At 64.2% G+C, this 24759-nt stretch carries 21 protein-coding genes; 18 read left to right on the top strand and 3 right to left on the bottom strand.

Going from position 1 to position 24759, the window contains the following annotated elements:
* The first annotated feature begins 111 nt into the window (after nt 1-111).
* From XM53_RS15490 to XM53_RS15465, 6 genes are all read left to right on the top strand, one after another.
* Nucleotides 112-1236, top strand: coding sequence for a C4-dicarboxylate TRAP transporter substrate-binding protein (locus XM53_RS15490; RefSeq protein WP_057794918.1), 1125 nt, complete (start codon nt 112-114; stop codon nt 1234-1236).
* 62 nt (nt 1237-1298) lie between these two features.
* Nucleotides 1299-1931: a TetR/AcrR family transcriptional regulator gene (locus XM53_RS15485; RefSeq protein WP_057794916.1), complete on the top strand. Its 633-nt coding sequence runs from the start codon at nt 1299-1301 to the stop codon at nt 1929-1931.
* A complete protein-coding gene (locus XM53_RS15480) occupies nt 1928-2458 on the top strand; it encodes a TRAP transporter small permease (RefSeq protein WP_057794911.1) in 531 nt (176 codons plus the stop codon). The genes XM53_RS15485 and XM53_RS15480 overlap by 4 nt, the downstream gene beginning before the upstream one ends.
* 1 nt (nt 2459) lies before the next feature.
* Nucleotides 2460-3770, top strand: coding sequence for a TRAP transporter large permease (locus tag XM53_RS15475; protein WP_057794907.1), 1311 nt, complete (start codon nt 2460-2462; stop codon nt 3768-3770).
* A gap of 19 nt (nt 3771-3789) precedes the next feature.
* Nucleotides 3790-4434: an isochorismatase family protein gene (locus XM53_RS15470; protein WP_057794905.1), complete on the top strand. Its 645-nt coding sequence runs from the start codon at nt 3790-3792 to the stop codon at nt 4432-4434.
* A 34-nt stretch (nt 4435-4468) separates the two neighbouring features.
* On the top strand, nt 4469-5695 hold the full coding sequence (locus XM53_RS15465; protein WP_057794903.1) for a metal-dependent hydrolase family protein: 1227 nt from the start codon (nt 4469-4471) through the stop codon (nt 5693-5695).
* A 262-nt stretch (nt 5696-5957) separates the two neighbouring features.
* Here the strand turns inward: XM53_RS15465 and XM53_RS15460 are convergent, their stop codons facing one another.
* On the bottom strand, nt 5958-7658 hold the full coding sequence (locus XM53_RS15460) for an ABC transporter ATP-binding protein (protein ID WP_057794901.1): 1701 nt from the start codon (nt 7656-7658) through the stop codon (nt 5958-5960).
* Nucleotides 7659-7909: 251 nt separating this feature from the next.
* Between XM53_RS15460 and XM53_RS15455 the strand changes: the two genes are divergently transcribed.
* Complete coding sequence (locus XM53_RS15455; RefSeq protein ID WP_057794899.1) at nt 7910-8788, top strand: helix-turn-helix domain-containing protein; 879 nt, start codon at nt 7910-7912, stop codon at nt 8786-8788.
* Nucleotides 8789-8811: 23 nt separating this feature from the next.
* Here the strand turns inward: XM53_RS15455 and XM53_RS15450 are convergent, their stop codons facing one another.
* Nucleotides 8812-10941 (bottom strand): TonB-dependent siderophore receptor, encoded by a 2130-nt coding sequence (locus tag XM53_RS15450; protein WP_057794897.1) that lies wholly within the window; start codon nt 10939-10941, stop codon nt 8812-8814.
* A 351-nt stretch (nt 10942-11292) separates the two neighbouring features.
* On the opposite strand from XM53_RS15450, the gene XM53_RS15445 reads away from it, so the two are divergent.
* From XM53_RS15445 to XM53_RS15420, 6 genes are all read left to right on the top strand, one after another.
* On the top strand, nt 11293-12270 hold the full coding sequence (locus XM53_RS15445; protein ID WP_057794958.1) for an iron-siderophore ABC transporter substrate-binding protein: 978 nt from the start codon (nt 11293-11295) through the stop codon (nt 12268-12270).
* Nucleotides 12267-13307 carry a FecCD family ABC transporter permease gene (locus tag XM53_RS15440; protein ID WP_057794895.1) on the top strand — a complete coding sequence of 347 codons (1041 nt, stop codon included), beginning with the start codon at nt 12267-12269 and terminating at the stop codon, nt 13305-13307. Before XM53_RS15445 ends, XM53_RS15440 begins: the two co-directional genes overlap by 4 nt.
* On the top strand, nt 13304-14347 hold the full coding sequence (locus XM53_RS15435) for a FecCD family ABC transporter permease (RefSeq protein WP_082631048.1): 1044 nt from the start codon (nt 13304-13306) through the stop codon (nt 14345-14347). The genes XM53_RS15440 and XM53_RS15435 overlap by 4 nt, the downstream gene beginning before the upstream one ends.
* Nucleotides 14347-15168, top strand: coding sequence for an ABC transporter ATP-binding protein (locus XM53_RS15430; protein WP_057794893.1), 822 nt, complete (start codon nt 14347-14349; stop codon nt 15166-15168). Before XM53_RS15435 ends, XM53_RS15430 begins: the two co-directional genes overlap by 1 nt.
* The gene (locus XM53_RS15425; protein ID WP_082631047.1) at nt 15165-16199 is read left to right on the top strand and encodes a siderophore-interacting protein; all 1035 of its coding nucleotides are present in this window, start codon (nt 15165-15167) and stop codon (nt 16197-16199) included. The genes XM53_RS15430 and XM53_RS15425 overlap by 4 nt, the downstream gene beginning before the upstream one ends.
* 204 nt (nt 16200-16403) lie before the next feature.
* Nucleotides 16404-18347 (top strand): TonB-dependent receptor domain-containing protein, encoded by a 1944-nt coding sequence (locus XM53_RS15420; protein WP_082631051.1) that lies wholly within the window; start codon nt 16404-16406, stop codon nt 18345-18347.
* Nucleotides 18348-18465: 118 nt separating this feature from the next.
* On the opposite strand, the gene XM53_RS15415 is transcribed toward XM53_RS15420, so the two are convergent.
* Nucleotides 18466-18864 carry a DUF2218 domain-containing protein gene (locus XM53_RS15415; protein ID WP_082631046.1) on the bottom strand — a complete coding sequence of 133 codons (399 nt, stop codon included), beginning with the start codon at nt 18862-18864 and terminating at the stop codon, nt 18466-18468.
* Nucleotides 18865-18989: 125 nt separating this feature from the next.
* On the opposite strand from XM53_RS15415, the gene XM53_RS15410 reads away from it, so the two are divergent.
* The 5 genes from XM53_RS15410 (at nt 18990) to XM53_RS15390 (ending at nt 24636) form a co-directional block, all read left to right on the top strand.
* Nucleotides 18990-19877, top strand: a complete 888-nt coding sequence (locus XM53_RS15410; protein ID WP_057794888.1) for a siderophore ABC transporter substrate-binding protein — start codon at nt 18990-18992, stop codon at nt 19875-19877.
* Between the two features lie 3 nt (nt 19878-19880).
* On the top strand, nt 19881-20834 hold the full coding sequence (locus tag XM53_RS15405) for an ABC transporter permease (protein WP_057794886.1): 954 nt from the start codon (nt 19881-19883) through the stop codon (nt 20832-20834).
* Nucleotides 20824-21768, top strand: a complete 945-nt coding sequence (locus XM53_RS15400) for an iron chelate uptake ABC transporter family permease subunit (RefSeq protein WP_057794884.1) — start codon at nt 20824-20826, stop codon at nt 21766-21768. Before XM53_RS15405 ends, XM53_RS15400 begins: the two co-directional genes overlap by 11 nt.
* Entirely contained in the window at nt 21765-22517 is a 753-nt protein-coding gene (locus XM53_RS15395) for an iron ABC transporter ATP-binding protein (protein ID WP_057794882.1), read from the top strand. The genes XM53_RS15400 and XM53_RS15395 overlap by 4 nt, the downstream gene beginning before the upstream one ends.
* Nucleotides 22518-22680: 163 nt before the next feature.
* A complete protein-coding gene (locus XM53_RS15390) occupies nt 22681-24636 on the top strand; it encodes a TonB-dependent receptor domain-containing protein (RefSeq protein WP_057794880.1) in 1956 nt (651 codons plus the stop codon).
* Nucleotides 24637-24759 lie beyond the last annotated feature (123 nt).

Raw genomic sequence — 24759 nt, 5'->3', positions numbered from 1 at the left:
GCCGGGCGTGATCGGGAAATAAAACAAACAGACTTGACTGTTTGTTGCGTGGTTGTCAGCCTGAGTTGCATAAGAATCGACAAAAACCAACGACCAACCTGGGAGATACACATGTTCAAGAGATTCCTTACCGGCGTCGCGGCCGCCGCGCTTATGACCGGAAGCGCCATGGCGGAGACCACGTTCACCGCCAATTCCTTTTATGCGGCCGAGCATCCGCATTCCAAATACGGCTATATTGAATGGGCCGAGATGGTCGAGGAGATGTCGGGCGGCGAGCTCAAGCCGGATGTATACACCGGTACCGTTCTGCTGGCGCCCCGCGCCAACCTTCAGGGAATCCGCGACAATGTCGTGCAGGTGGCGCATCACGCCGCGGTCTACACGCCATCCGAAATGCCGGTGGCCAACACCGTGCAGGAGCTTGGCTTCAACTACTCCGACCCGCTGGTGATGATCTTCGCCTCGACCGATTTCAGCATGAACAATGAGACGCAGCTTGCCGAATGGGCGGACAAGGGCGTGGTCTATCTTGGGTCTTACGCGACGCCGCCCTACGTTCTGTTCTGCCGCGAGCCGGTGCGCACGCTGGAAGAATTCAAAGGCAAGCGCATCCGCACCGCCGGATCCAGCGTGTCGCAGTGGGTCGAAAAAGCGGGCGGTATCCCCGTCAACGTGCCGTCGTCCGAAATGTATACCGGCCTTGAGCGTGGCACGTTGGATTGCGCGTCGAACGCCGCCAACGATCTGATTGACCGTTCGCTGTGGGAAGTGTCCGAGCACACCACGATGCTGTCGACGGGCATGTACTGGACCGGGCCTCAGTGGGGCTACAACCCCGAGTTCTGGTCGGGCCTGACGACGGAGCAGCGTGAGATTCTGATGCAGGCGACGGCCCGGGCCATGTCACGCATGATCATAGAATACGTGGGCAGCGCCAAGGAAAAGCTCGCTCTTGCGAAGGAGAAGGGCAACAATGTCTATGAGCCGGGCGAGGATCTTTTGGCCTCTGCCGAGGAATACCGCGCGAATTCGGTCGAGACGGCGTACAGGACCGCTGAAGAGACCTATGGGCTGAGCAACGGCAAGGAGGTCATCGACGACTTCATCGCCACGCACGAGAAGTGGGAGAAGCTTCTGGCGGATGTGGATCGTACCGACGAGGATGCTCTGACCGAGCTGGTGATGCAGGAAATCTACGAGAAGGTCGACGCATCGACCTACGGCGTGCAGTAAGGATGATCGTAAGGGGGCGCGGATGACCCGGGCCCCCGTCACCTTTGGAGAGGACGACGATCATGCCGGAGCACAAGCGGCGTACGCAGGCGCAACGCACATTGGAAACGACATCGAGCCTGCTTGAGGCAACGCTGTCGTGCATCAAGGACAAGGGCCTTATGAACACTTCGACGACAGAGGTGGCACAACGGGCCAGTGTGTCGCGCGGGGCGCTGTTGCATCATTTCCCGACCAAGGAATTGCTGATGGCGGATGCGCTGCGCTCGCTGCTTTTGCGTGAGGCGCAAGAGGCGGAGCGCAAGGCGCGCTCGGTGGTCGAGGAAAGCCTGACCATCGACCAGTTCATCGATTTCGTCTGGGAGCGGTTCTCGGGTGATCTTTACATGGTGTCGATGGAATTCGTGAACGCCGCGCGGACCGACCCGAAGATCAAGGCGGCGCTTGTCCCCGTCGCGCAGGAATTCAACGACGCCTATCTGCGTATCTGGGAAAAGATCGCCGGACGCTCTCTCGACCCGGCAATTCAACGGCGTCAGAAGGTCGAGATCACCGCGATCCTGTGCCTGGCGCGCGGCATGGCCACGCAAACGATCTGGCGGGATGAGCCGGATCTCTTTCGCGAGACCATCGACTATTGGAAAGAGCTGTTGAAACTGTCGCGCGGTGTCGCGGCCGGAAAAGGTGCGCCATGAACGCCCCTGCCGATCCGCGCAACGATCCGAACGAGACGCTGCTTGATCGCGCAATTCTCGGGCTGAACCGGGGGTTCGTCTTGTTGGCCGCCATCGCGCTGTTGCTGATGATGCTGCATGTCACCGCCGAGGTGGTGGCCCGCGCGACCGGCTGGGTGACGCTGATCGGGACGCTCGAAATCGTGTCCTATTACTACATGATCCTGCTTGTGATGCTGCCGATGGGCTTTGTCGAGCTGAAGCACGAACATATCCGCGTCGATCTTTTCGTGCAGATGATGCCCGCCCGGATGCAGTTCGTTCTTTACCTGCTGAGCTGCGTCATGTGCATCGTCTTTTTCGCCATGATGTTCCGGCAGAGCTTGCTCGATGCGTGGAACTCCATGCAGCGCAAGGAAACGATCATGTCGAATTTCATCTTCTACATCTGGCCCAGCCGCTGGGCCCTGCCGATCGGGTTCTTCGGCCTGCTGCTCGCCTCGGCGTGCAACCTGTTGAAATCCTTCCGCCATAGAAAGGCCCTTTGACGTGGACAATACGACCATCGGAGTGATCGCCGTCGGTATCACGCTGCTGCTGATCGCGCTGCGTTTCCCGATTGGCGTCGTACTGGGGCTGGTGTCCATTGTCGGGATCGCCGAGCTGACGAACATGCGCATTGCCTGGGGCGTGGTGTCGGCGACCCCGTTCGATTTCATCGGCCAGTGGGAACTGACCGCTGCGCCGATGTTCCTGTTCATGGGGTATCTTGCGACCGAGGGAAAGCTGACCAGCGGGCTTTTCGGCGCGCTGAGGCTGTTTCTGGCCCGGCTGCCGGGCGGGCTTGCGATTTCCAGCGTGGGGGCCTGTACCTTTTTCGCTGCCGCGTCCGGGTCCAGCGTGGCGACCGCAGCGGCGATGTCGCGCATCGCCGTGCCCGAGATGCTGAAGAACGGCTATGACAAGGGGCTGGCGACGGGAACCATCGCGGCGTCGGGCACGCTGGGATCTCTCATTCCACCCAGCGTCCTGCTTATTCTTTATGGCGTTTATGCGCAGGTGTCGGTGGGGCAGCTTTTCATGGCCGGCTTTATTCCCGGCCTGGTTTCGGCGCTGCTTTACGCGATGATGATCATGGTGCGGGTCAAGGCCAACCCGGCGCTGGCCGGCGAGGTGAAGGTCGAGGCGACGCGCGCGGACAAGATTGCGGCATTGAAGGAAATCTGGCCGCTGCCGACGCTTATCTTGCTGGTGCTTGGCGGTATCTTCACCGGCTTTTTCTCGCCCACCGAGGCCGGCGCATTGGGCGCGTTCTTTGCGCTCTGCATCGCGCTGGCGCGGCGCTCGATCGACTGGGACGGGTTCAAGACCGCGGCCGTCAACACGTTGCAAAGCACCGCGTCAATCTTCCTGATCCTGATCGGCTCGGTGCTATTTACCAAGTTTCTCGCCATGTCCCGGCTGCCCACGGCATTTTCCGAGATGATCCTGTCGGTGAGCGACAGCCAGTGGTGGATCCTTTTCGCCGTGGCGTTGATCTACCTGCTTTTGGGAATGCTGATCGACTCGATCGGCCTGCTGTTGCTGACGCTGCCACTTATCCTGCCGCTGGTGGATACGGCGGGGATCGACGCGATCTGGTTCGGGATCATCGTGATCAAGCTTCTGGAGGTGGGTCTTGTGACACCTCCGATCGGGTTGAACGTCTATGTCATCAAGGGCGCCCTGGGGAACCTGGTGACGCTGCCCGAAGTGTTTCGCGGCGTCAGCTGGTTCATCCTGATGGATTTCGTCGCGCTGCTGCTCATCATCCTTATCCCGGCGATGTCGCTATGGCTTCCGTCGCTTGTCTACAACTGACTTAACCGAAGGTTCCGACATGACATCCTTTTCCGACGCCGATTACGCAAAACGGTCCTATGGCGAGTTGCCGGTTGGCTATGGCCAGCGTCCGGGCATCGTGGTGGTGGACTATCAGAAAGCCTTTACCGAGGATCGCTATCCGCTGGGCGGTGCGCCGCTGATCATGCGGGGGCTGGAAAACACCGCGCGCCTGCTTGAGGTGGCGCGGCGCAACAACGTGCCGATTGCAAGCTGCTATACCGCCTACAAGGACGAGGGCGACATGCCTTACTGGAAAATCTCGGCGGTCCGAGAACAATTCCGGCACGAGCATCCCGGCTCGGAACTTGATCCGGCGATCTACGATCCGGGTTATGACGTGAAGGTCTGCAAGACCGGCCCGTCGATCTTTTTCCAGACACCCGTCGTGCCGTTCTTCATCCGTCAGCGTGTCGATACGGTGATTGTCACCGGATGCACCACGAGCGGTTGCATCCGTGCGTCAAGCATCGACAGCTTTCAATACGGTTTTCGCACCATCGTTCCCGAGGATTGCGTCGGGGACCATGAGGAGCAGCCCCATCTCGACAACCTTCGCGATATCTCGCGTCGCTATGTCGATCAGACCAGCTCGGACGAGGTCATCGCCTATCTCGACCGGGTCGGCCGCCAGAATTCGTAAGAAACGCCCTGTAAAAAAGTAAGAAGGACATCCCATGAGTATGCAGATCATCCGCAACGCCCGTATCGTCGACGGCTCGCAGGACCGTCCCGCCGACCCGGTGGACATCGTCATCGAAGACGGCGTGTTCAAGGAGGTGGCGGAGACCGTGTCTGCGTCCTGCGACGATGAGATCGACGCGAGCGGCCAGTACGTGCTGCCGGGCCTAATCGACTGCCACGTGCATGTCATCGCCACCACCGCAGACCTTGGCGCCAACGCGGCGCTGCCGAACTCTCTTCTGGCCTATCGCGCGATGGGGCTGATGAAGAACATGATCATGCGCGGCTTTACCACCGTGCGCGATCTGGGGGGCGCGGATATCGGTATTGTCGAGGCAATCGAGGAGCAGCTGCTGGTCGCGCCGCGCCTCGTGATCTGTGGCAAGGCTTTGTCCCAGACTGGCGGGCATACCGATTACCGGGGTCCCTATAACCCGCGCAATGTGGATTTCTACCGCGATCAGATCGGCTCTATGGGCCGGATCGTCGATGGCGTGGACGAGCTGCGCCGCGCCTGTCGTGAAGAGATCAAGGGAGGCGCGAAGTTCATCAAACTGATGGCCAATGGCGGCGTGTCCTCGCCCACCGATCCAATCGGTTTCCTGGGCTTTTCGGTGGCCGAACTTGAGGCCGCGGTGGAAGAGGCCGGAAACGCCGAAACCTATGTGGCGGGCCATCTTTATACCGACGAGGCAATCAGCCGCGCGCTGGAGGCGGGGTTCTATTCCATTGAACACGCCAACCTGATCAAGCGCGAGACCGCCAAGCGCGTGGTCGAGAAAGGCGCCGTCGTGGTGCCCACGAATATCACCTACGAACTGCTCGGCACGCGCGGCGCCGATTTCGGGCTTCCGCCGGAATCCGTCGCCAAGGTGGCCGATGTGCGCGACGCGGGGCTTGAGGCGCTCAGCGTGCTGCACGAGGAAGGCGTGACCATGGGCTATGGCTCTGACCTGCTGGGCGGGATGCAGCACTACCAGTCGGGCGAATTCCCGCTGCGCGGACGCTTTCTGCCGGCCCATGACGTAATCCGCTCGGCCACACTGGATGCGGCCAAGGTCTTGCGAATGGAAGGGCAGGTCGGAACGATTTCGGCGGGTGCCCATGCCGATCTGATCATGGTTGAGGGCAACCCGCTCGACGATCTTTCCCTGCTCGACGGGCAGGGTGAGAACATTTCGACCATCATCAAGGATGGCCGGTTGGTCAAGCGTGCGTGATGGTGCTTGCGGGGCACATTCTTTGATTGGCGGATCGGGTTGATCGGGCCGCCAATCGAAGACACTCTGAAACAAGCCGATGAGTGTCTACGTCAGCACGTAATCGACAGACTTGAGGCGTTTCGCAGGTATGCTGTGATGCAGGTTTATCGCGAACCGCCTGTCTTATGACTTTGCCCGTCTCCGTGCGAAGATGGAGCCTCTGCGCGCCACGCCAGTCATGGCGGGCAGAGGCGCGTTTCCGAAGACCGACCCTGGCCGGTCAGTGCATCATTGCGAAATAATTCGCCTGGCGGTCGACCAGTTCCTCGTGCGTGCCGGCCTCGACCACGCGGCCTTCGTCCAGGACGACGATCCGGTGTGCGTGACGGATGGTTTGCAGCCGATGCGCGATGACCAATGTGGTGCGGCCCTTCGACAAGGTGTCCAGCGCCGCCTGGACCTTGCGTTCGGTGCCCCGGTCCAGCGCCGATGTCGCCTCGTCCAGCAGAAGGATCGGCGGGTCGCGCAGGAAGACGCGGGCGATGGCGACGCGCTGTTTCTGGCCGCCTGACAGCATCACGCCACGTTCGCCGACCATCGTGTCGAGGCCCTCGGGCATGTCCGCCACCATCTCGGACAGTTGCGCGTTTTCGACCGCCTTGAGGATATCGTCTTCGGTCGCGTCGAGCCGCCCGTAGGCGATGTTTTCGCGCAGGGTGCCGCCGAACAGGAAAACGTCCTGCGACACCAGGCCCACCTGCTGCCGGATGCTGTCGAGGGTCATGTCGGCCACGGATATCCCGTCGATCCGGACGTCGCCCGATGTCGGCGCGTAGAACCGGGGCAGCAATGCCATCAACGTGCTTTTGCCGGCGCCGGACGGGCCCACCAGTGCCACCGTCTGGCCCGGCTCGACAACGAGCGACACACCATGCAGCACGCCGCGCGCGCCGTCGTAGGCGAAGCTGACGTCGTCGAACTCGATCCGGCCGGTGAGGTCCGGCGCGGGGCGGGCGTGGGGCGCGTCGGCAATCTCGGCCCGCTCGGCAAGAAGGGCCTGGAACCTCTGGAAACCGGCGATGCCGCGCGGATAGGTCTCGACCACCGCGGCGATCTTTTCCAGCGGGCGGAAGAACACGCCCACCAGCAGCAGGAAAGCCACGAAGCTGCCGGTCGAAAGCGAACCGGAAAAGACATAACCCGCGCCCGCGACCATCACGATCACCTGCACCGAGCGCAGGCCCATGTAATGCAGCGTCGTCAGCGCCGCCATGATGCGGTAGGCCTCGAGCTTGGTCTTGCGGTAGCCGCGATTGGCCCGGGCGAAGAGCGCGCGTTCATGCGCCTCGTTGGTGAAGGCCTGCACCACGCGGATGCCGCCCAGCGTTTCCTCGAGCCGCACGTTGAACTGGCCCACGCGGCCGTAGATCGCCTGCCAGGCCCGGGTCATGCGCCCGCCATAGACCGCCAGCAGCACGACCATCACCGGCACGATCACCGCCGTCATCAGAGCCAGCGGGACGTGCAGCCACAGCATCAGGGCGAAAGCCCCGGTGAAGGTCATGATGGCGATGAACAGGTCTTCGGGGCCGTGATGCGCGACCTCGCCGATTTCTTCGAGGTCGCGGGTGACGCGGGCCACCAGCTTGCCGGTTTCGGCCTTGTCGAACCAGCCCCAGTTCAGCCGGGTCAGGTGGTCGAAGGCGCGGGCGCGCATCTCGGTCTCGATGTTGATGCCCAGCTTGTGACCCCAGTAGATCACCACGGCCATGAGGCCGGCGTTGACGAGATAGACCGCGACCAGTCCCACGGCGGCCCAGACGGTCAGCGCCCACTCCCCGCGCGGCAGAAGGTGGTCGATGAACCCCGCAACCGCGAGCGGAAAGGCCAGCTCCAGCAGGCCCGAGATGACGGCGCAGCCGAAATCCAGCCAGAAGAGGCGCATATGCGGGCGGTAATATTCGAAGAACTGGCGCAGCATGGGAGTTCCTAATGGACGGGGCCGCGCCTGACCGGTGCGGCGCGTGTTCCTGTCTTTTACGTGCAGGGGAAACGAATGTCGCCAGCCGGAGCGGTGACACCACCGCCGGTATGCCAGGCCGGACAGCGCGACTTGTGACCGGCGCGCTTGGGCGTCATAATGCCAAGCCAAGCCAATCTGACTCGTGCCGCACATCGCTGGCGCGCAGCGGATAGCCAAATCCTGACATTCGCATTCGGAGCCTGGTTGCAATGGGCTATAATCACGACTTCACCGGTCACACCGAAAAGCTGCATTCCGTCCGCCCCGTGCAGTGGCGGCAGTTCGAGAACGCGTTGGTCGCCCATTGGGAGGCGTCGGGGGATCGGGGCGCGACGGGAGAGTATGTATCCGCCAACCCGCGCCTGAGCTTCTTTTTCGATGACATGAGTTCGATCTCGGCCACCACGGGGGCCGGAACCTGCAAGCTGGCCCGCGCGATTTTCGTGCCCGCGGGCATGGAGTTGCGGACCTCGTTCTCGAAACCGCTGAGGTTTGCCCATGTGGATATTCACATGGACCAGTCGTGGGCCGTCCAGTTTCTGAGTGGCCCTGTGTCCCGGTCGGTGGCGGCGCGCGTTCTGGAAACGCCGGTCGAGCGAAACGACGTGTCTGATCTTGAACCGCTGGCGCGATTGCTGGTTCAGGAGATCTGTGCGCCGACGCGGCACGCGCATTTCGCCGAGACCCTGGCCAATTGCCTGATTTCGGGACTGCTGGACGTGGACCGGCCCGAGGCCGACACCGGGAATGCCCGCCTGACTGCTGCGCAGATGCGCAAGGTCACGCGGCGGCTTACGGAGGCGGAAGGCCGAAGGCTGAGCATCGCGCAGATGGCGCGGGCGGTGAACCTGTCGGAAAGCTGGTTCTCGCTTGTCTTCAAGAACACGACGGGCATGTCGCCGCACCAGTGGCAGCTTGGCAAGCGGGTCGAGCAGGCGCGCGGCCTCTTGCTCGAGAGCGATCTGAGCGTGGCCGACATTGCCGATCGGCTGGGCTTTTCCGACCAGGCGCATCTTACCCGGGCGTTCCGGCAGCTTGTCGGACAGACCCCGGCAAGCTGGCGGCGGGATCAGCGGGCGCGCGGATGACGTCACTGGCAGGACGCTGACGCTCACCAGCTGTGGCGCAGCGCCGCCGTGAAGGTGCGCCCGTCGTTGTAATAGTCCGACGTGCCGCGCCCGACGACGTATTGCTTGTCGAAGATGTTGCTGATGTTCAGGCTGAGTTGCGTGCTGTCGGTGACATCGTAGCTGAACGAGGCATCGACATAGACCTGATCCTGGCTTTTGCCGTTATTGTTGAAGGCGTTGTAGTAGTACGATCCGACATACCGGGCCCCGACGCCCACGGTCATGTCCCCCAGAGCGCCCTGGTTCGGCAGCTCGTAGGTCAGCCAGAGCGAGGCAAGATGTTCCGGCACCGAGGCGAAGCGGTTTCCGTCGACCGTGGTGCCGCGCACGTTGCCCCGCACGAATTCGGAGTCCTGGTAGCTGTAGCCGGCGAAGACGCTGAGGCCCTGCCCAAGTTCGGCGCGCGCCTCGAGTTCGAGGCCGCGCACGCGGGATTCGCCGATCGTCTGACGCTCGATCGCGCCGCTGGGCAGCACCACGGGCACGACCACGTTGTCCTTGGTCAGATCGTAGAGCGAGGCGGTGAAGAGGGCGTTGATGGACTGGGGCTGATACTTGAGCCCGACCTCGTATTGTTCGCCGCGCTCGGGTTCGGTGCCGATGCTGGGCGGTGCGACGGATTGTACGTAGCTGGCATAGGTCGAGACCTCGTCGGTGATCTTGTAGGTCAGCGCGCCGCGATAGGACGTCTCGGAGAAATCGGCCTGTTGGGTCGTGCCTGCAAGCAGGTCGGTGCTGGTGATGTCCAGCCAGTCGTGCCGCACGCCGGCGGTTGCGATGAACCTCTCGGAGAAGGACAGGTTCTGTTGCAGGAAGACCGACTGGGTGGTGAAGTCGTTGGCCTGCACCGCGTAGGGCGCAAAGCCTGTCGGCGCACCGGTATAGACCGGGTTGGCGACGTCGATCGGCGTGTGCGCGCCGTAGATCGAGGAACTGGTCGTCGAGGCGTTGCGGAACTCGAAGCCGGCGAGGGTGCTGCTGTCGACGTTTCCGAAGCTGGTGTCGTATTGCAGGATGACGTTGCCGATCAGTTCCTCGGCGGTGCTGTCGGTGCCGAAATAGAAGCGGTCGACCACGGTGCCGACCCGGGCCGCGTTATCGGACAGGTACACGTAGGCGAAATCGTCGGTCAGGTCGCTGTAGCGCAGGTTCGCGTTCAGCCTGAGGCCGTTTTCGAACTCGTGCTGGACACCGGCGGAAACGGTCAGACGCTCGACATCGTGAGTGTTGAAGCCCGGCTCGCCGAAAAACTGGTCGCGGTCGTATTTCCGGTCGATGGGATAGCCGCCGCTGTTGGGCGTGGAGTCGCGCCTCAGGTAATCGGCGGTGAAGGTCAGCTTGGTGAACTCCGACGGGGCCCATGCCACGGAGCCGAGGAAGAACTGCTCGTCATCGCGGGACGTGGCATAGTCCAACTCGGCGTCCTGGACCTTGCCCACGAAACGGTAGGACAGGGTTTCGTCCTCGTTCACATCGCCGAAGTCGAAGCCAAGCTCGGCGTGATTGTTGGTGCCGTAGGAGCCGTAGATTTCGCCGAAGCGTTCGAATTTGGGTGTCTTGGTGACGAAATTGAGCGTCCCGCCCGGATCGGAGGTGCCGAAAAGGGTGGAGTTTCCGCCCTTGATGATTTCGACCCGTTCGAAGGCGTAGGGCTCTTCCCGGACGCCGCGCATGGACCCCAGGGTCAGGCCGTCGCGATAGGTCGAGGCCTGGAATCCGCGCACGAGGTAGTAATCGTTGCGGTCGTCGGTGCCGTAGTAATCAGTGATGACGCCGGGTGTGTATTCCAGCACGTCCTCGACCTTGTCGGCGTTGCGCTGCGCGATCTCTTTCTGCGTCACGACCGAGACGGTGGCGGGCGTGTCCAGCACGCTGGTGGCGACCTTGCCGCCGGTCCAAAGCTCTTTGGCGATGGTGGAATTGGCATCGTCATCCGCCTCGGCCATGGCGTCGACGAAGATTGTGCCCAGCCGGTAGGGTTCGGATCCGTCGCTGTCCTGCGCCAGGGCGGCCGACGGGATTGCCACCAGTGCGGTGCAGCCAAGCAGGGCCGCGCCCGTCCCGGCGGCGCGGCGAGGTGACGGACGATGTGTTTTCGAGGAGGACCCCATGGCGTATTTCCATTCTTCTGACGTGACTGACATGCTGGCGTGCTGCCTGGCAGATGGCGGGAGCGCGGATTTCGCGGATTCGAGACCCCGGCGCGTCTGACCCGACTCACCCGGTTTGAGCCCAGGCAGCCCGGTCAGTATCGGCGGCACATAACGCAGGATCGGGCGAGTTTGTATTGTATAATCTGATTGTTTTTGTCGGATTCTCTGGAAAATTGATAATTTTTGTCGGATTTATCATGCGTGCGGCCCGCTGCCGCTTGACGCCGCGCCGCGGGAACGACTAGCCGAAGGGCACACGTAAAGGATAGTCACACCATTCGGAGGCCGCGAAGCCCAGTGTTGCCAAGCTTGAAACCAGCTTTTGCGCTTTGCGCAGTCTGGCTTGGGTGTGCCACCGCGGCCCCCGCCGCCGCGCAGGATTTCCCGGTCACGATCGAGCACGCGTTCGGCGAAACGACCGTGCCGGACAGGCCGGAACGGGTGGCGACGGTCGCATGGGCCAACCACGAGGTGCCGCTGGCGCTGGGGGTCGTGCCTGTCGGGTTCGCCCGGGCGAATTTCGGCGACGATGACGGGGACGGGGTTTTGCCTTGGGTCGCGGAAAGGTTGACGGAACTGGGCGCCGACACGCCCGTACTGTTCGACGAAGGCGACGGGATCGACTTTGAGGCCGTTGCGGCGACACGGCCGGATATCATCCTGGCCGCGTATTCCGGTCTGTCGCAATCCGATTACGACATCCTGAGCCGTATCGCCCCGGTGATCGCCTATACCGACGCACCGTGGTCGACCGGCTGGCGCGAGATGATCCGGCTGAATGCGGCCGGACTGGGGCTGGGCGCGGAGGGCGACGCGCTGGTGGCGGAGATCGAAGCGGAGATTTCGGACGTGGCCGCCCGGAATCCCGAGATCGCGGGCAAGACGGCGATGTTCGTGACGCATCTGGATATCCGCGACCTGAGCGTGATCCGTTTCTACTCGGCGAATGACCCGCGCGTGCGGTTTCTGGAAGACCTTGGTCTGGGCTTGCCGCAGGCGGTGCGCGAGGCCACCGAGCCCGGTCGCTATGCCGGTGAAATCAGCGCCGAGAAGATAGATGCGTTCGAGGATGTGGACATCGTGGTGACCTATGGGGGGCCGGCGCTGCTGGAGCGCGTTCAGGACAACCTGCTGACCTCGCGGATGAAGACGGTCGAACGCGGCGCTGTCGTTCTGTTGGGCAACGATCCGGTGGGTACGGCCGCCAATCCGACGCCGCTGTCCATTCCCTATGTCCTGAAGGACTATGTCGCGCGACTGGCGGATGCGGCGCGCAAGGCGGAATGACCGGCGCCACCGCGACAGGGGCGGGCTTTGTCGCCTTGCGGCGCTCCCGGGGGCGCCGTCTGGTCTGGCTGGGGGTGGTGCTGGCGGTGCTGGCTCTGGCCTGCCTGGTTTCGGTCAGCCTGGGCACGCGCGAGGTTGCGTGGGCGGACATTGCAGCAGGTGTGTCGGGGTCCACCGACACGATGGCCCGGGCGGTGGTTGCGGTGCGCGTGCCGCGCACGGTACTGGCGGTGCTGGCGGGTGCGGCGCTGGGCCTTGCGGGCGCGGTGATGCAGGGTGTCACTCGCAATCCGCTGGCCGACCCCGGCATCCTGGGGGTGAATGCAGGCGCCGCCATGGCGGTGGTCATCGGCATTGCGTGGTTCGGTATGCAGACCCTTGATGCGTTTCTTTGGACCGCCATTTTCGGCGCCGGACTGGCCGCCTGTTTCGTCTATGCGATCGGGTCTTTGGGGCGCGGCGGCGCGACCCCGTTGAAGCTGGCCCTTGCCGGGGCCGCGACGGCCATCGCCGCGTCGTCCTTCACCGTCGCGATCATCCTGCCGCGCAACGATATCGCGGGCGGCGTGCGCGCCTGGCAGGTGGGCGGCATCGGCGGCGCCAGTTTCGACGCCATCGTGCCCTGTTTGCCCTTTCTGCTGGCCGGGCTGGTCCTGTGCCTGCTGTCGGCGCGCAGCCTGAACCTGCTGGCGCTGGGCGACGACGCGGCGGCGGGGCTGGGGGCGCATGTCGTCTGGGCGCGGGTGGCGGCAGCGCTGGGCGCGGTGCTGTTGTGTGGCGCGACCACGGCGATCTGCGGACCGATCGGATTTGTCGGGCTTGTCGTGCCGCATGTCTGCCGCTTGCTGGTGGGCGTGGACCATCGTTGGCTGTTGCCGTTCTCGGCCCTGACGGGCGCGATCCTGCTGATCGGCGCGGACGTGATCGGACGCGTTGTCGCGCGTCCGTCGGAGATGGATGTCGGCATCGTCACGGCCTTTGTCGGTGCGCCTTTCTTTATCTGGATCGTGCGCAAACGCCGGGTGCGTGACCTGTGAGCCTGAGCGTGCATACCGATGCGACCGCCGGGCTGGCGGGGCTGCGACGGTCGCGGCAAAAGGCACGGCTGCGGCTGGTCACCCTTTTGCTGAGCCTGGTGGCCGCAGGTGTGGGGCTGACGCTGATGACCGGGCCCACCATGACCCCGCCGGGGGACGTTCTGCGCGTGCTTGCCGGGCAGGACGTGCCGGGCGCCGGTTTCAGCGTTCTGGAACTGCGCCTTCCCCGGGCCGTGTTGTCGATCCTGGCCGGCATGAGCTTTGGCCTGGGCGGGGTGATCTTTCAGACCTTGCTGCGCAATCCGCTGGCCAGCCCCGACATCATCGGGATCAGCGCCGGGGCCAGCGCGGCGGCCGTGTTCGCCATCGTCATTCTGGGCTGGAGCGGGATGGCGGTGTCGGTCGCGGCCGTGCTGGCGGGGATATTGGTGGCGCTGCTGATCTACGGGCTGGCGTGGCGCGACGGCGTTTCGGGCGCGCGGCTGATCCTGATCGGGATCGGGCTGTCCGCGATGCTGGACAGCATGATCGCCTATGTCCTGTCGCGCGCGCCGGCCTGGTCGTTGCAGGATGCCCTGCGCTGGCTTACCGGGAGCGTCAACGGCGCGACGCTGGCCGAGGCGGTGCCGGTCTTCGTGGCGCTGGTTCTATTGGGCGGGCCGCTGATCTGGCGTCGCGACACGCTGGAGGCGCTGCGGCTGGGCGACGATGCCGCCGCGGCGCTGGGCGTGCCGCTTGGGTGGGCAAAGCTTGGAGCGGTTCTGGCCGCGGTCGGGCTGATCGCGGTGGCCACCGCGGTGTCGGGCCCGATCGCCTTTGTCGCGTTTCTGTCCGGGCCCATTGCCAAGCGTATCGCCGGACCGGGGCGGTCGCCGCTGCTGGCGGCGGCGCTGATCGGCGCGCTGCTGGTGCTGTTGGGCGATTACGCGGGCCAGCATCTTTTGCCGGGGCGCTATCCGGTGGGGGTGGTGACCGGCGCCCTGGGCGCGCCTTACCTGATTTACCTGATCATCCGGTCCCACCGAAACGGAGCAGACTGATGGCCACATTGACCGTTCATGCGCTGGACGCCGGCTATGGCGCGCGCCGGATCCTGGCGGATCTGGACCTTGCGGTATCGCCCGGAGACATCACGGCGATTGTGGGCGCCAATGCCTGTGGCAAGTCCACATTGCTGCGCTGCATGGCGCGGCTGTTGCGGCCGAGCGCGGGGCGGGTGGTTCTTGACGGCCGCTCGGTTCGCGATGTGCCCACGCGGGAGCTGGCCCGCCAATTGGGTCTTTTGCCACAGACACCGGTGGCCCCGGACGGGATCACGGTGGCGGACCTGGTCAGCCACGGGCGCCATCCGCACCAGGGCCTGCTGTCGCGCTGGACCGTTGCCGACGACAGGGCCGTGGCCGCCGCGCTTGACGCGACACGCACGACCGACCTTGCGGACCGGGAGGTCGACCAGCTGTCCGGGGGGCAGCGCCAACGGGTCTGGATCGCGATGGCGCTGGCGCAGGAGACCGATATCCTGTTGCTGGACGAGCCGACGACCTTTCTGGATATAGCGCACCAGGTGGACATCCTCGACCTTCTGGTCGATCTGAACCGGGCGCGGGGCACCACGATCGTCATGGTCCTGCACGACCTGAACCTTGCCGCCCGCTATGCCGACCAGCTTGTCGCGATGCGGGGTGGCGTGGTTCATGCGGCGGGCGCGCCCGAGACGGTTTTGACCGAGACCATGGTGAGAGAGGTCTTTGGCGTGGCGTGCCGCATCATGCCTGATCCGACCTCTGGCAAACCGATGATGCTGCCCCTGGGCCGTCATTCGGGAACGCGTGACCGGGCGGCGGAGGTTATTGCATCATGAGCGGACCCGTGCACGCGTCAGCCACGTTTCGGGGTGCCATGCCGGACGATCTTGTCCCGCACATCGCGGCCCATGCGCGCGATGCAGAACTTGAGGTGGAAGAGACCGCCCGCGGCCTGATCGTGCGTCCGCCACTGGCCACGGTTTCGCTGGAGGTCGGCGATGCCGCGCTTGAGGCGCGTATCGAGGCCGGCGATGCGACCGCGTTGCAGAATATCCGCGATTACCTGCACCATATCCTCGAGCATGTCGCGCCGGATCTGGCCCTGGGTGCGGGATGGCAGGGAGATATCCTGCGCAACCGGCCGCCGCTGAATTTCTGCACCGCAACCGTGCGCGGCATTCGCCGCGTCGGCGCAAATTTCCTGCGCGTCACGCTGGACTGTGCCGATACCAGGCGGCTGTCGGAAGAACGCGGAATGCATTTCTCGTTGCTGCTGCCGCCGGAGGGGCGTGCGCCTGTGTGGCCGCGGCTTGACGCCAACGGACGGACCGTGATGCCCGACGGTGCCGACAGGCTGCACCGGGCGGCCTATACGTTTGTCGCGCTCGATCCCGAACGCGGCCGATTTGCGTTTGACGTGTTCGAACACGAGGGTGGGCGGGCCACGTCCTGGGCGCGGGCGGCACGGCCCGGCGACGTTGTAGGGATCAGTGGGCCGGGAAGCGGGGGGTTTCCGCCGGGCGGTGACATCCTGATCGCCGGGGATGAAACGGCGCTGCCGGCGATCCGCCGGATCCTGCAGGCGTCGGCGCCCGGGCGGCGGGGACATGCGATTGTGGAAGTGGGCACCGATGCGGATATCTGCGACGTGCCCCGGCCCGACGGGATCGCCCTGAGCTGGTGCGTGCGCGCCAGGAACGAGGCGCTTTGGGATCACCTTTCGATGGCGCCCGTGCCGCAGGGGACCGACCGCTTTGTCTGGGTCGCGGCCGAGAAGGCCCTGGTGCGTAAGGCGAAGCACCGGTTCCGGCACCTGCTGGGACTGGACCCGTCGGAGGGCTATTTCGCCTATTACTGGGAGGCGTGAGCCGCTGTTTCGAGACCGTCTGCCGTTCGTGGAACGTTGCGCATCCGACGAGGTTCACGCGGCGTTCGGCCCTTGGCCTGTATCTCGACGGAGGAGCGGCACGGCCAGTTTTGCTTGCAATCCGGTGCGCTGCGTGACAAGCGTGCCCGATAGGCAGCCATTCATCCGCTACCCAGAAAAATCGGAATTCACTGGGGAATGGATATGCGCACTGTCACGCCGTATGCGTCGGCTATTTTCATCATCGGCACCGGAAGCGCGTTCGCGCAAGCGCCCGAGCCGTTCGTTCTTGGCACGATCTATATCGGGTCGGATGCCACCACCTCTATCGGGATCGACAACGAGGACCTGACGCGCACGACGCCGAAGGACCTGCAGGAGGTCTTCAAATCCGAGCCGTCGGTGTCGGTGGGAAGCTCGCTGCCCATTTCGCAGAAGATCTATGTGAACGGGGTCGAGGAGAACAACCTGAACGTCACCATCGACGGGGCGCGGCAGAACAACCGGATCTTTCACCACAGTGCGACGACCTATATCGACCCCGAACTGCTGAAGGCGGTGCGGGTCGATCCCGGCGTGGCGCCGGCGGATGCGGGGCCGGGGGCGATGGCCGGCGCGATTGCGTTCGAGACGAAGGATGTGGGCGACCTGTTGGAAGAGGGGCGCACGTTTGGCGGGCGCTTCATCACGGAGTACCAGAGCAATGGCGATGTCTTTACCAACAGCCTGGCGCTTTTCGGCGTGTCGGGGCGGTTCGAATACCTCGCCTTTGGGAAATATGCCGACGGGGGTGTTCGCGAGGACGGCTCCGGCGGGGAAATCACCGGGTCGGGCACGGGGCTGACCAGTGGCCTGGCCAAGGTGGCGTTCAATGCCGACAATGGCGGACGGCTGGAACTGGGCTACGAGATCGTGCGCGACGATGCGCAGCGGCCCCTGCGGGCGGATTTCGCGGGATTGCGCGGCGTGCTGGACACAAGGACATACACGCTGGAGCGCCAGAACCTGGTGCTGTCCTACCGGTTCGGGAACACCACAGAGATTTGGAACCCGTCGGTGCAGATCGCCTATAACTCGACCGACCTTTACACCGGGCCGATGCCGGGCGCGACGGACGCCTATTCCGGCAAGACCACGAGTTTCACGGGCAAGATCCAGAACGAGTTCCAGGTGGCGAACGGCACCGTCAACGCGGGTCTCGATTTCTACAGCGACGTGGCGGATATCAACGGCGAGGGCACGGCGGTGTTCTTTGCCGAGGAACAGGCCACGAATATCGGTCTGTTCGTGCAGGCGGAGCTGGATATCACCGAGCGGATCCGGCTGTCGACAGGCGCGCGCTATGATTTCCAGGAGTTCGAGGGCGTCGACGGCACGCGTTATGAAAATGACGGGCTGTCGGCGAATATCGCCGGGGATTTCGACGTCACCGATGCGATCACGGTCAGTGCTGGGGCGTCGCGCGTGTGGGGCGGTATCGCGCTGGCGGAAAGCTTTCTGTTCGACACCGCCTGGACCTATCCGGCGTCGATCGAGCCGGTAACGTCCGAGAACTATTACCTTGGCGCCAATTACCGGGTCGGCAACTGGGACTTCAATGCCAAGCTGTTCAAGACCGATATCGACAACGCGCGCACCTTGCTGGACCCGGCCACGGGCCTTTTCAATGGCGGGCCGGGGCAGGTGTCCGACCTCGACACCGAAGGGTACGAGATCGGCGCGGCCTACACGTGGACGACCGGCTTTGCGCGGATCGCCTATGCCGATATCGACACCAAGGTCAACGGCGGCCCTGCCGATAGCTATATCGGACGCTACCTGACCACGCCCCTGGGCGACAACCTGGTGTTCGAGGTGGCCAACACCTGGGATCGGCTGGGCCTGACGCTGGGGGCGGATGCGCAGATCGTGTTCGACACATCGGCGGCGGGCGCGCCGGGTGGCGAGATCGACGGGTTCGAGGTGGTCAATGCCTTTGCCGAGTACACGCCGCGCCGGATGGAGAACCTGACGGTGCGCGCCGAGATCGACAACATCTTCGACGAGACCTATACCGAGCGGGCGACCTATGGCCAGGAATTCGCGACTGTGACGCCGTTGCGGGAACCGGGCCGGTCCTTCAACCTGCGGGCCACGCTGCGGTTCTGAGCGTGGTTCTGCCCGTGTGGGCGGGGTCCGTGCAAGGCGCTTTGATGATCGCGACCGTAAGGGTCGCGGTCACCCATGGGCGAAGGTCTGATTGGATGCCTTTGCGGACGATTGTGATCTATAGCCTCAAGCGCCATTGACAGGCCGTGGGGTCGTCCCGTCGATGGCGCGGGGCCTGCGGCCTGATTCCGCGCTGGGGCTGCTGCACCGCAATGTTCTGCGTCGGCATTGGGATCGTGGCCCATTCCATGTCCTCGATCTTTTCGCGGTGGGCGAAGGTCACGAGGTGGTTGTCGATCACGCTCTTGGCAGCGGGCACGTTTTCGTCCTTGTCCACGTCGAAGTGGATGGTGAGGCCTTTCGGGTCGGCCTCCATGATCGCGGGACCGAAGACGAAATCGGCCCGGCCGTGGTTGCCGTCCCAGGTGGCGTCGATCTTGTGGGCGAAGTGCTTGCAAAGCTGGGTAAGGTATTTTGCGCCGTGCTCGGTTTCGATGCGTCCGATGAGGGTGGGCATGGCCGCCTCCTTTTCGTGATATGTTGGGCGTAGACTCTTCTGTCCCTCGCGGTTAAGCACAGCGCGACAGCGCCTGCAAAGCCAGACTTCCCAGCCATGCAGGCTTTTCAAGACAGAGGGAAGACATGCTTCGAAAATTCGCTTTTGCGCTTTGCCTTGCGGCAGGGCCGGTCGGTGCGCAGGATGTGACCGTCGAGACGTTTCGCGGCGCTGAGACCGTTGCGCAGACCCCCGAAACCGTCGCCGTCTACGACATGGCCGCGCTCGATACGCTGGAGGCGCTGGGCGTCGAGGTGGATGGTACGATTTCCAACTTCTACCTGGACTACCTGGAGGACGCGGCGGAGGGGGCGGCGCGGATCGGTACGCTGTTCGAGCCGGACATGGAGGCGGTGTATGCGTTGCAGCCGGACCTGATCATTGCCGGTGGACGCAGCCATGACCAGGTGCCCGATCTGGCCCGCATCGCGCCGACGATCGATATGACGATCCATGAGGACACGCTGGCGACGGGGCTGAAGCGGCTGGAAGCCTATGGCGCGATTTTCGGCAGGCAGGAAGAGGCGGCGGCGCTGGCCGACGCGTTGATGCGCAAGCAGGCCGAGGTGACCGAGGCTGCCTCGGGCGCGGGACGGACGCTGATCGTGATGACGAACGGGCCAAAGGTGTCGGCCTATGGCCCGGCGGGGCGGTTCGGCTGGCTGCACACGGCCTTCGGGCTGGAGGTGGCCGCCGAAGAAGTGGCGGGCTCGGACCATGGCGAGGCGATCAGTTTCGAATTCATCCGGCAAGTCGATCCCGACGTGATCCTGGTGATCGACCGCAGCGCCGCGATCGGCGACGTGGAGACGGCGACATCGACGCTGGACAACGTGCTGGTGCGCGAGACGAAAGCGTGGCGCAATGGCAAGCTGATCACCCTCGATAGCGCGCCGATCTACATTGCGGCGGGCGGGGTTCAGGCCCTCGATGCCACCATGGACCAGTTGCTGGCCGCATTTTCCGGCAACTGAGCTGTGGGCAAGATTGTCCTCGGGGTAGTGGCGCTGCTGGCGCTGTCGGGCGTGTCGCTGTTCATCGGCGTGATCGACCTGCGCCCGGCTGCGCTGTTGCAGGACCCTGAGGCGCTGCAACTGATCGCGGTGAGCCGCGCGCCGCGCCTGTTCGCGGTACTGATCACCGGGGCGTCGCTGGCGGTGGCGGGGACGGTTCTTCAGATGCTGATGCGCAACCGTTTCGTCGAGCCGATGACGGTGGGCAGCGGTGAAGGCGCGGCGCTGGGCATCCTGCTGGTCACGCTATTCGCGCCGACGGCATCGCTGTTTGCCAAGATCGCGATGGCGTCGGCGACGGCGTTCGCCTCGACCGCCGGTTTCCTGCTCATCGCCCGGCGGCTGCCGCCGACGCAGCCCTACATGGTGGCCCTCGTGGGGCTGGTCTATGGCGGGGTGATCGGGGCCGGCGTGACCTTCGTGGCCTATCAAAACGACCTGTTGCAGATGATCGGCGTCTGGGTGACCGGAGAATTCTCGGGCGTGTTGCAGGGCCGGTACGAGACGCTCTGGCTGGCGGCCATCGCGGCGGTGTTGTGTTTCGTGGCCGCCGACCAGTTCTCGATCCTGGGGCTGGGACACGCGGCCAGCATTAACCTTGGGCTCAATTACCGGCAGGTGATGCTGTTCGGGCTTCTGGCCGTGTCGCTGGTCAGCGCGCTGACCGTGGTGAGCGTGGGGATCATCCCCTTTGTCGGGCTGATCGTGCCCAACATCGTGTCGCGCATGATGGGCGACAACCTGCGCCGCACGTTGCCGGTGATCGCGATGATGGGCGCGGGGCTGGTGCTGGTGGCGGATATCGTGGCCCGTGTGCTGCGCTATCCGTTCGAGATGCCCTCGGCCACGGTGCTGGGTGTGGTGGGCGCGGTTGTGTTCATCTGGCTGCTTTACCGTCCGGCGCGCCATGCACCGTAGGCGGCTGATTGTTCTTGCGGTGCTGTTCGTGGCGTCGGCGGTGGCCTACATGACCATCGGCGCGCGCGGCAACTGGGGCTTCGTGCTGGAGTTTCGCGGCGCGAAGCTGGCGGCCCTGTGCCTAGTGGCGGTGGCACTTTCGACCTCGACGGTTCTGTTTCAGACGATCACGCAGAACCGCATCCTGACGCCGTCGATCATGGGGTTCGACGAGCTTTTCGTGCTGATCGTGGCGATGGGCGTCTTCGTTTTCGGGATGACCGATTACCTTGTCGTAACCTCGTGGGTGCAGTTCGTGGTGTCGCTGGTGCTGATGACCGGAGCGTCGCTGCTGTTGTTCGGGACGTTGTTGTTGCAGGAGCGGCCCGACCTGATGCGGATGATCTTGACCGGGCTGGTGCTGACCGTGCTGTTCCGGTCGCTGCGCACACTGTTGGTGCGGATGCTGGACCCGAACGAGTTCAGCGTGGTGCAGGTGTCGTCTTATGCCCGGTTCCACCAGATCGAGACCGGCCTTTTAGCCATCGCGACGGTGACCATCGGCGCGGCGCTGATCGGCGCATGGGCCATACGGCACCGGCTGGACGTGCTGTCGCTGGGGCGCGAGGCGGCGATAAACCTGGGCGAGAACGTGCGGCGCGGCACGTTGCAGGTGTTGGTCCTGATCGGCGTTCTGGTGTCGGTGGCGACCGCGCTGGTCGGGCCGACGGCGTTCCTGGGGCTGCTGGTGGTCAGCATCGCCCACGCGGTGACGCCGACCGGACGGCACGCGGTGCTGCTGGTCTCGGCCGCGCTGATTTCGGGCACGACTCTGGTCGGGGGACAAGCCCTGCTGGAGCGCGTGTTCGGGCTGGTAACGCCGCTGACCGTGGTGATCGACCTTGCGGGCGGCGTGCTGTTCCTGGTGCTGGTTATGAAAGGATCGAAGCGATGATTTCCGTGACGGGCGTGAGCCACGATCTGGGCGGCAGCACAGTGCTGCACGATATCGAGTTGAAGATTCCGAAGGGCAAGGTGACCGCGCTGATCGGGCCGAACGGAGCGGGCAAGAGCACGCTGCTGTCGCTGATCGCGCGGCTGGCGCGGCATCGCACGGGGCGGATCATGGTGGACGAGCTGGAGGTGGGCGTCTGCGCGTCGAACACGCTGGCGCGGCGGCTGGCGATCCTGCCGCAAAGTTCCGAGATCGCGCCGCGGCTGACAATCGCGGAACTGGTGGCCTTCGGGCGCTATCCGCATCACCTGGGGCGAAGGGGCAAGCACGACCATGAAAAGGTAGCCGAGGCGCTGACCCTGTTCGACCTGGACCCGCTGGCGCAGCGGACGTTGGACACGGTGTCGGGCGGGCAGCGGCAGCGAGCGCTCTTGGCGATGATATTCGCGCAGGACACGGATTACATGCTGCTGGACGAGCCGCTGAACAACCTGGATATCGCGGCGTCGCGGTCTCTGATGGCGCTGTTGCAGAGGCTGGCGCGAGAGCACGGGCGCACGGTGGTGATCGTGCTGCACGACATCAACTATGCCTGTGCCTATGCCGATCATATCGTCACCATGAAAGGCGGGAAAATTGGCCCGCAGGGGGATGCGGCCACCCTGGTGGACGGCAGGCTGATGCAGCACATTTTCGGAACCGACGCAGCTGTCCACAGGATCGGCGGGCGGACCTTCGTGAGGGTCTGAGCCTTCGGCACGTCGATATTGATGCAAAAATGCCAGACCGGCCAGTGCCTTGCACGGGATCGTGTTGCACTTCGCGCGCAGAGCCTTACACGTCGCCGCATCACTGCCAGGGAAGCATGACCGCACGTACCCAGCTTCGACACGATTGAAATGGGACACAGTCATGAACCTCTCTCGCCTCGGCATTTTGCTGATCACGACCGCTTTTCTGCCCGTGCCTGCCGCCCTGGCGCAGGACGCCGAAGGCGCCACTTTCCTCGGGACGATCCGCATCGGCTCGCCGGAAGCGCAGGCGCTTCTGGGCAATGACGAGATCTCGGAGGAAGAGATCGAACAGCGCAATCCGCAATCCATCCGCGATGTGTTCGACGGGGAAACGTCGGTCACCACCAGCGGCGGGGCGGCGATTGCCAACAAGGTCTTCGTCAACGGCGTCGAGGAAAGCCTGCTGTCGGTCACCATCGATGGCGCGCGGCAGAACAAGTCGGCGTTTCACCATACCGGAAACGTGCTGATCGACCCTGCGCTGCTGAAATCGGTCGAGGTCAGCAAGGGGCTGGCGCCGGCGGATGCGGGACCGAACGCGCTGGCCGGGTCGCTGGCCTACGAGACCAAGGACGCCACCGACCTGCTGGAAGATGGCGACAATTTCGGCGGCATGACGACGCTGACGTTTGGCACGAACGAGGACCAGGTGCGCGCCGGGCTGACGCTGTTTGGGCGCAGCGGCGGGTTCGAATACCTGCTCAGCGGCACGCGGTCGGACAGTGGCAGCTACGAAGATGGCAGCGGCGTGACCGTTCCCGGCTCGGAGGCGGATCTGACCAGCTACCTGGGCAAGTTCGCCTATACCTCGCCCACGGGGCACCGCCTGGAATTCGCGGCGTCCCAGACCGAGGACACAGGCCTGCGGGCCGGGCAGGCGGGGCCCGGCGGCATCATTTTCATCCGGCCCGACTTTGCAGGCGTCGTCGGACGACCCAGCGTGCTGGTGCCGGCGTTGTCGAAGCGCACCTCCTATACGCTGACCTATACCAAGGACAGTGCCACGGACTGGTTCGATCCGTTCTTCCAGCTGAGCTATAACGAACAGGAGATCGACGCGTCGGGTGTCTTCGGCACAAACGAAAGCTTCAGCGGGACGTTCAAGAACCGCTTTGCCATCGCCGGCGGGGACCTGTCGGTGGGTGTCGATTTCTTCGACGAGTCCGCGTCGGGCTTTGGCCGTGGTCCGGGCCCGTTCGGCAGTTCCGGAAGCGAGGATCACTGGAACATCGGGATTTTCGCGCAGGCGCGGCAGGATGTCGGCGAGCGCGTGTCGGTGTCCTATGGCGCGCGTTACGACTGGCAGGAGTTCGAGGCCGCCAACGGCCAGACCTTCAAGGATGACGGCTTCAGCGCCAATGGGTCGGTCGACTACAAGATCACCGATGCGCTGACCCTGAACGCAGGCTATGCCCACAGCTGGGGCGGGTACGAGCTGGGCGAGGCGGCGCTGATCAATTTCGGCGCGCCGTGGACCTATGCCGGGTTCACCACGTCGCGGTCGGATGCGGGCCGGATCGGCCTGCGGTATGAGCGGGGAGCGTGGCAGCTGAGCGGTGCGTATTTCGAAACCTACGTGAACGACATCAACGCCGTGCTGCCCACAGGAGGCGACCGGGGCGCGATTGCCGACCTGTCCTCGAAGGGGTGGGAAGCGTCGGTCGGGTACACGTGGGCCAACGGGTTTGTCCGGGCCAACTATACCGATGCCGATGTCGAGCTGAACAGCACGACGATCGGCTCGACCGCGTATTACCTGGGCCGGCCCGTTGGCAAGGCAATCGCCCTGGAGGGCGCTGTCGATGTCACCGACGAGTGGACCTTCGGCGGCACGGCGGAAATCGCATTCAAGAACCGCGACACGCCGGTGCCCCTGTCGGGCTATGAGGTCGCCAACCTTTACGCGACCTACACGCCGAGCAGCTTTGACCGGTTGCAGATGCGGCTGGACGTGCGCAACATTTTTGACGCGACCTACACCAGTCGCTCGTCGGACGGAGTCGGGCTGGGTAATGTGATCGCGTTGACGGAACCGGGCCGCTCGGTCAGCCTGACGGCTAACCTCGCTTTCTGATCGACTCGCGGCGCGCGATGAGGTGCGGCGCCTGTGCCGGGCCTCTTAGCGGCACTGTTACCGGCCCGGCCGGCGCGCGCCGGCGAGATCGAAGACGAGGTGCTTCGAACAGGCTGCATAAGA

This window comes from Roseovarius atlanticus (assembly GCF_001441615.1).
GTDB lineage: Bacteria > Pseudomonadota > Alphaproteobacteria > Rhodobacterales > Rhodobacteraceae > Roseovarius > Roseovarius atlanticus.
The sequence above is the reverse complement of the archived record's forward strand: the minus strand, read 5'-3'. Positions and strand labels throughout refer to the sequence as shown.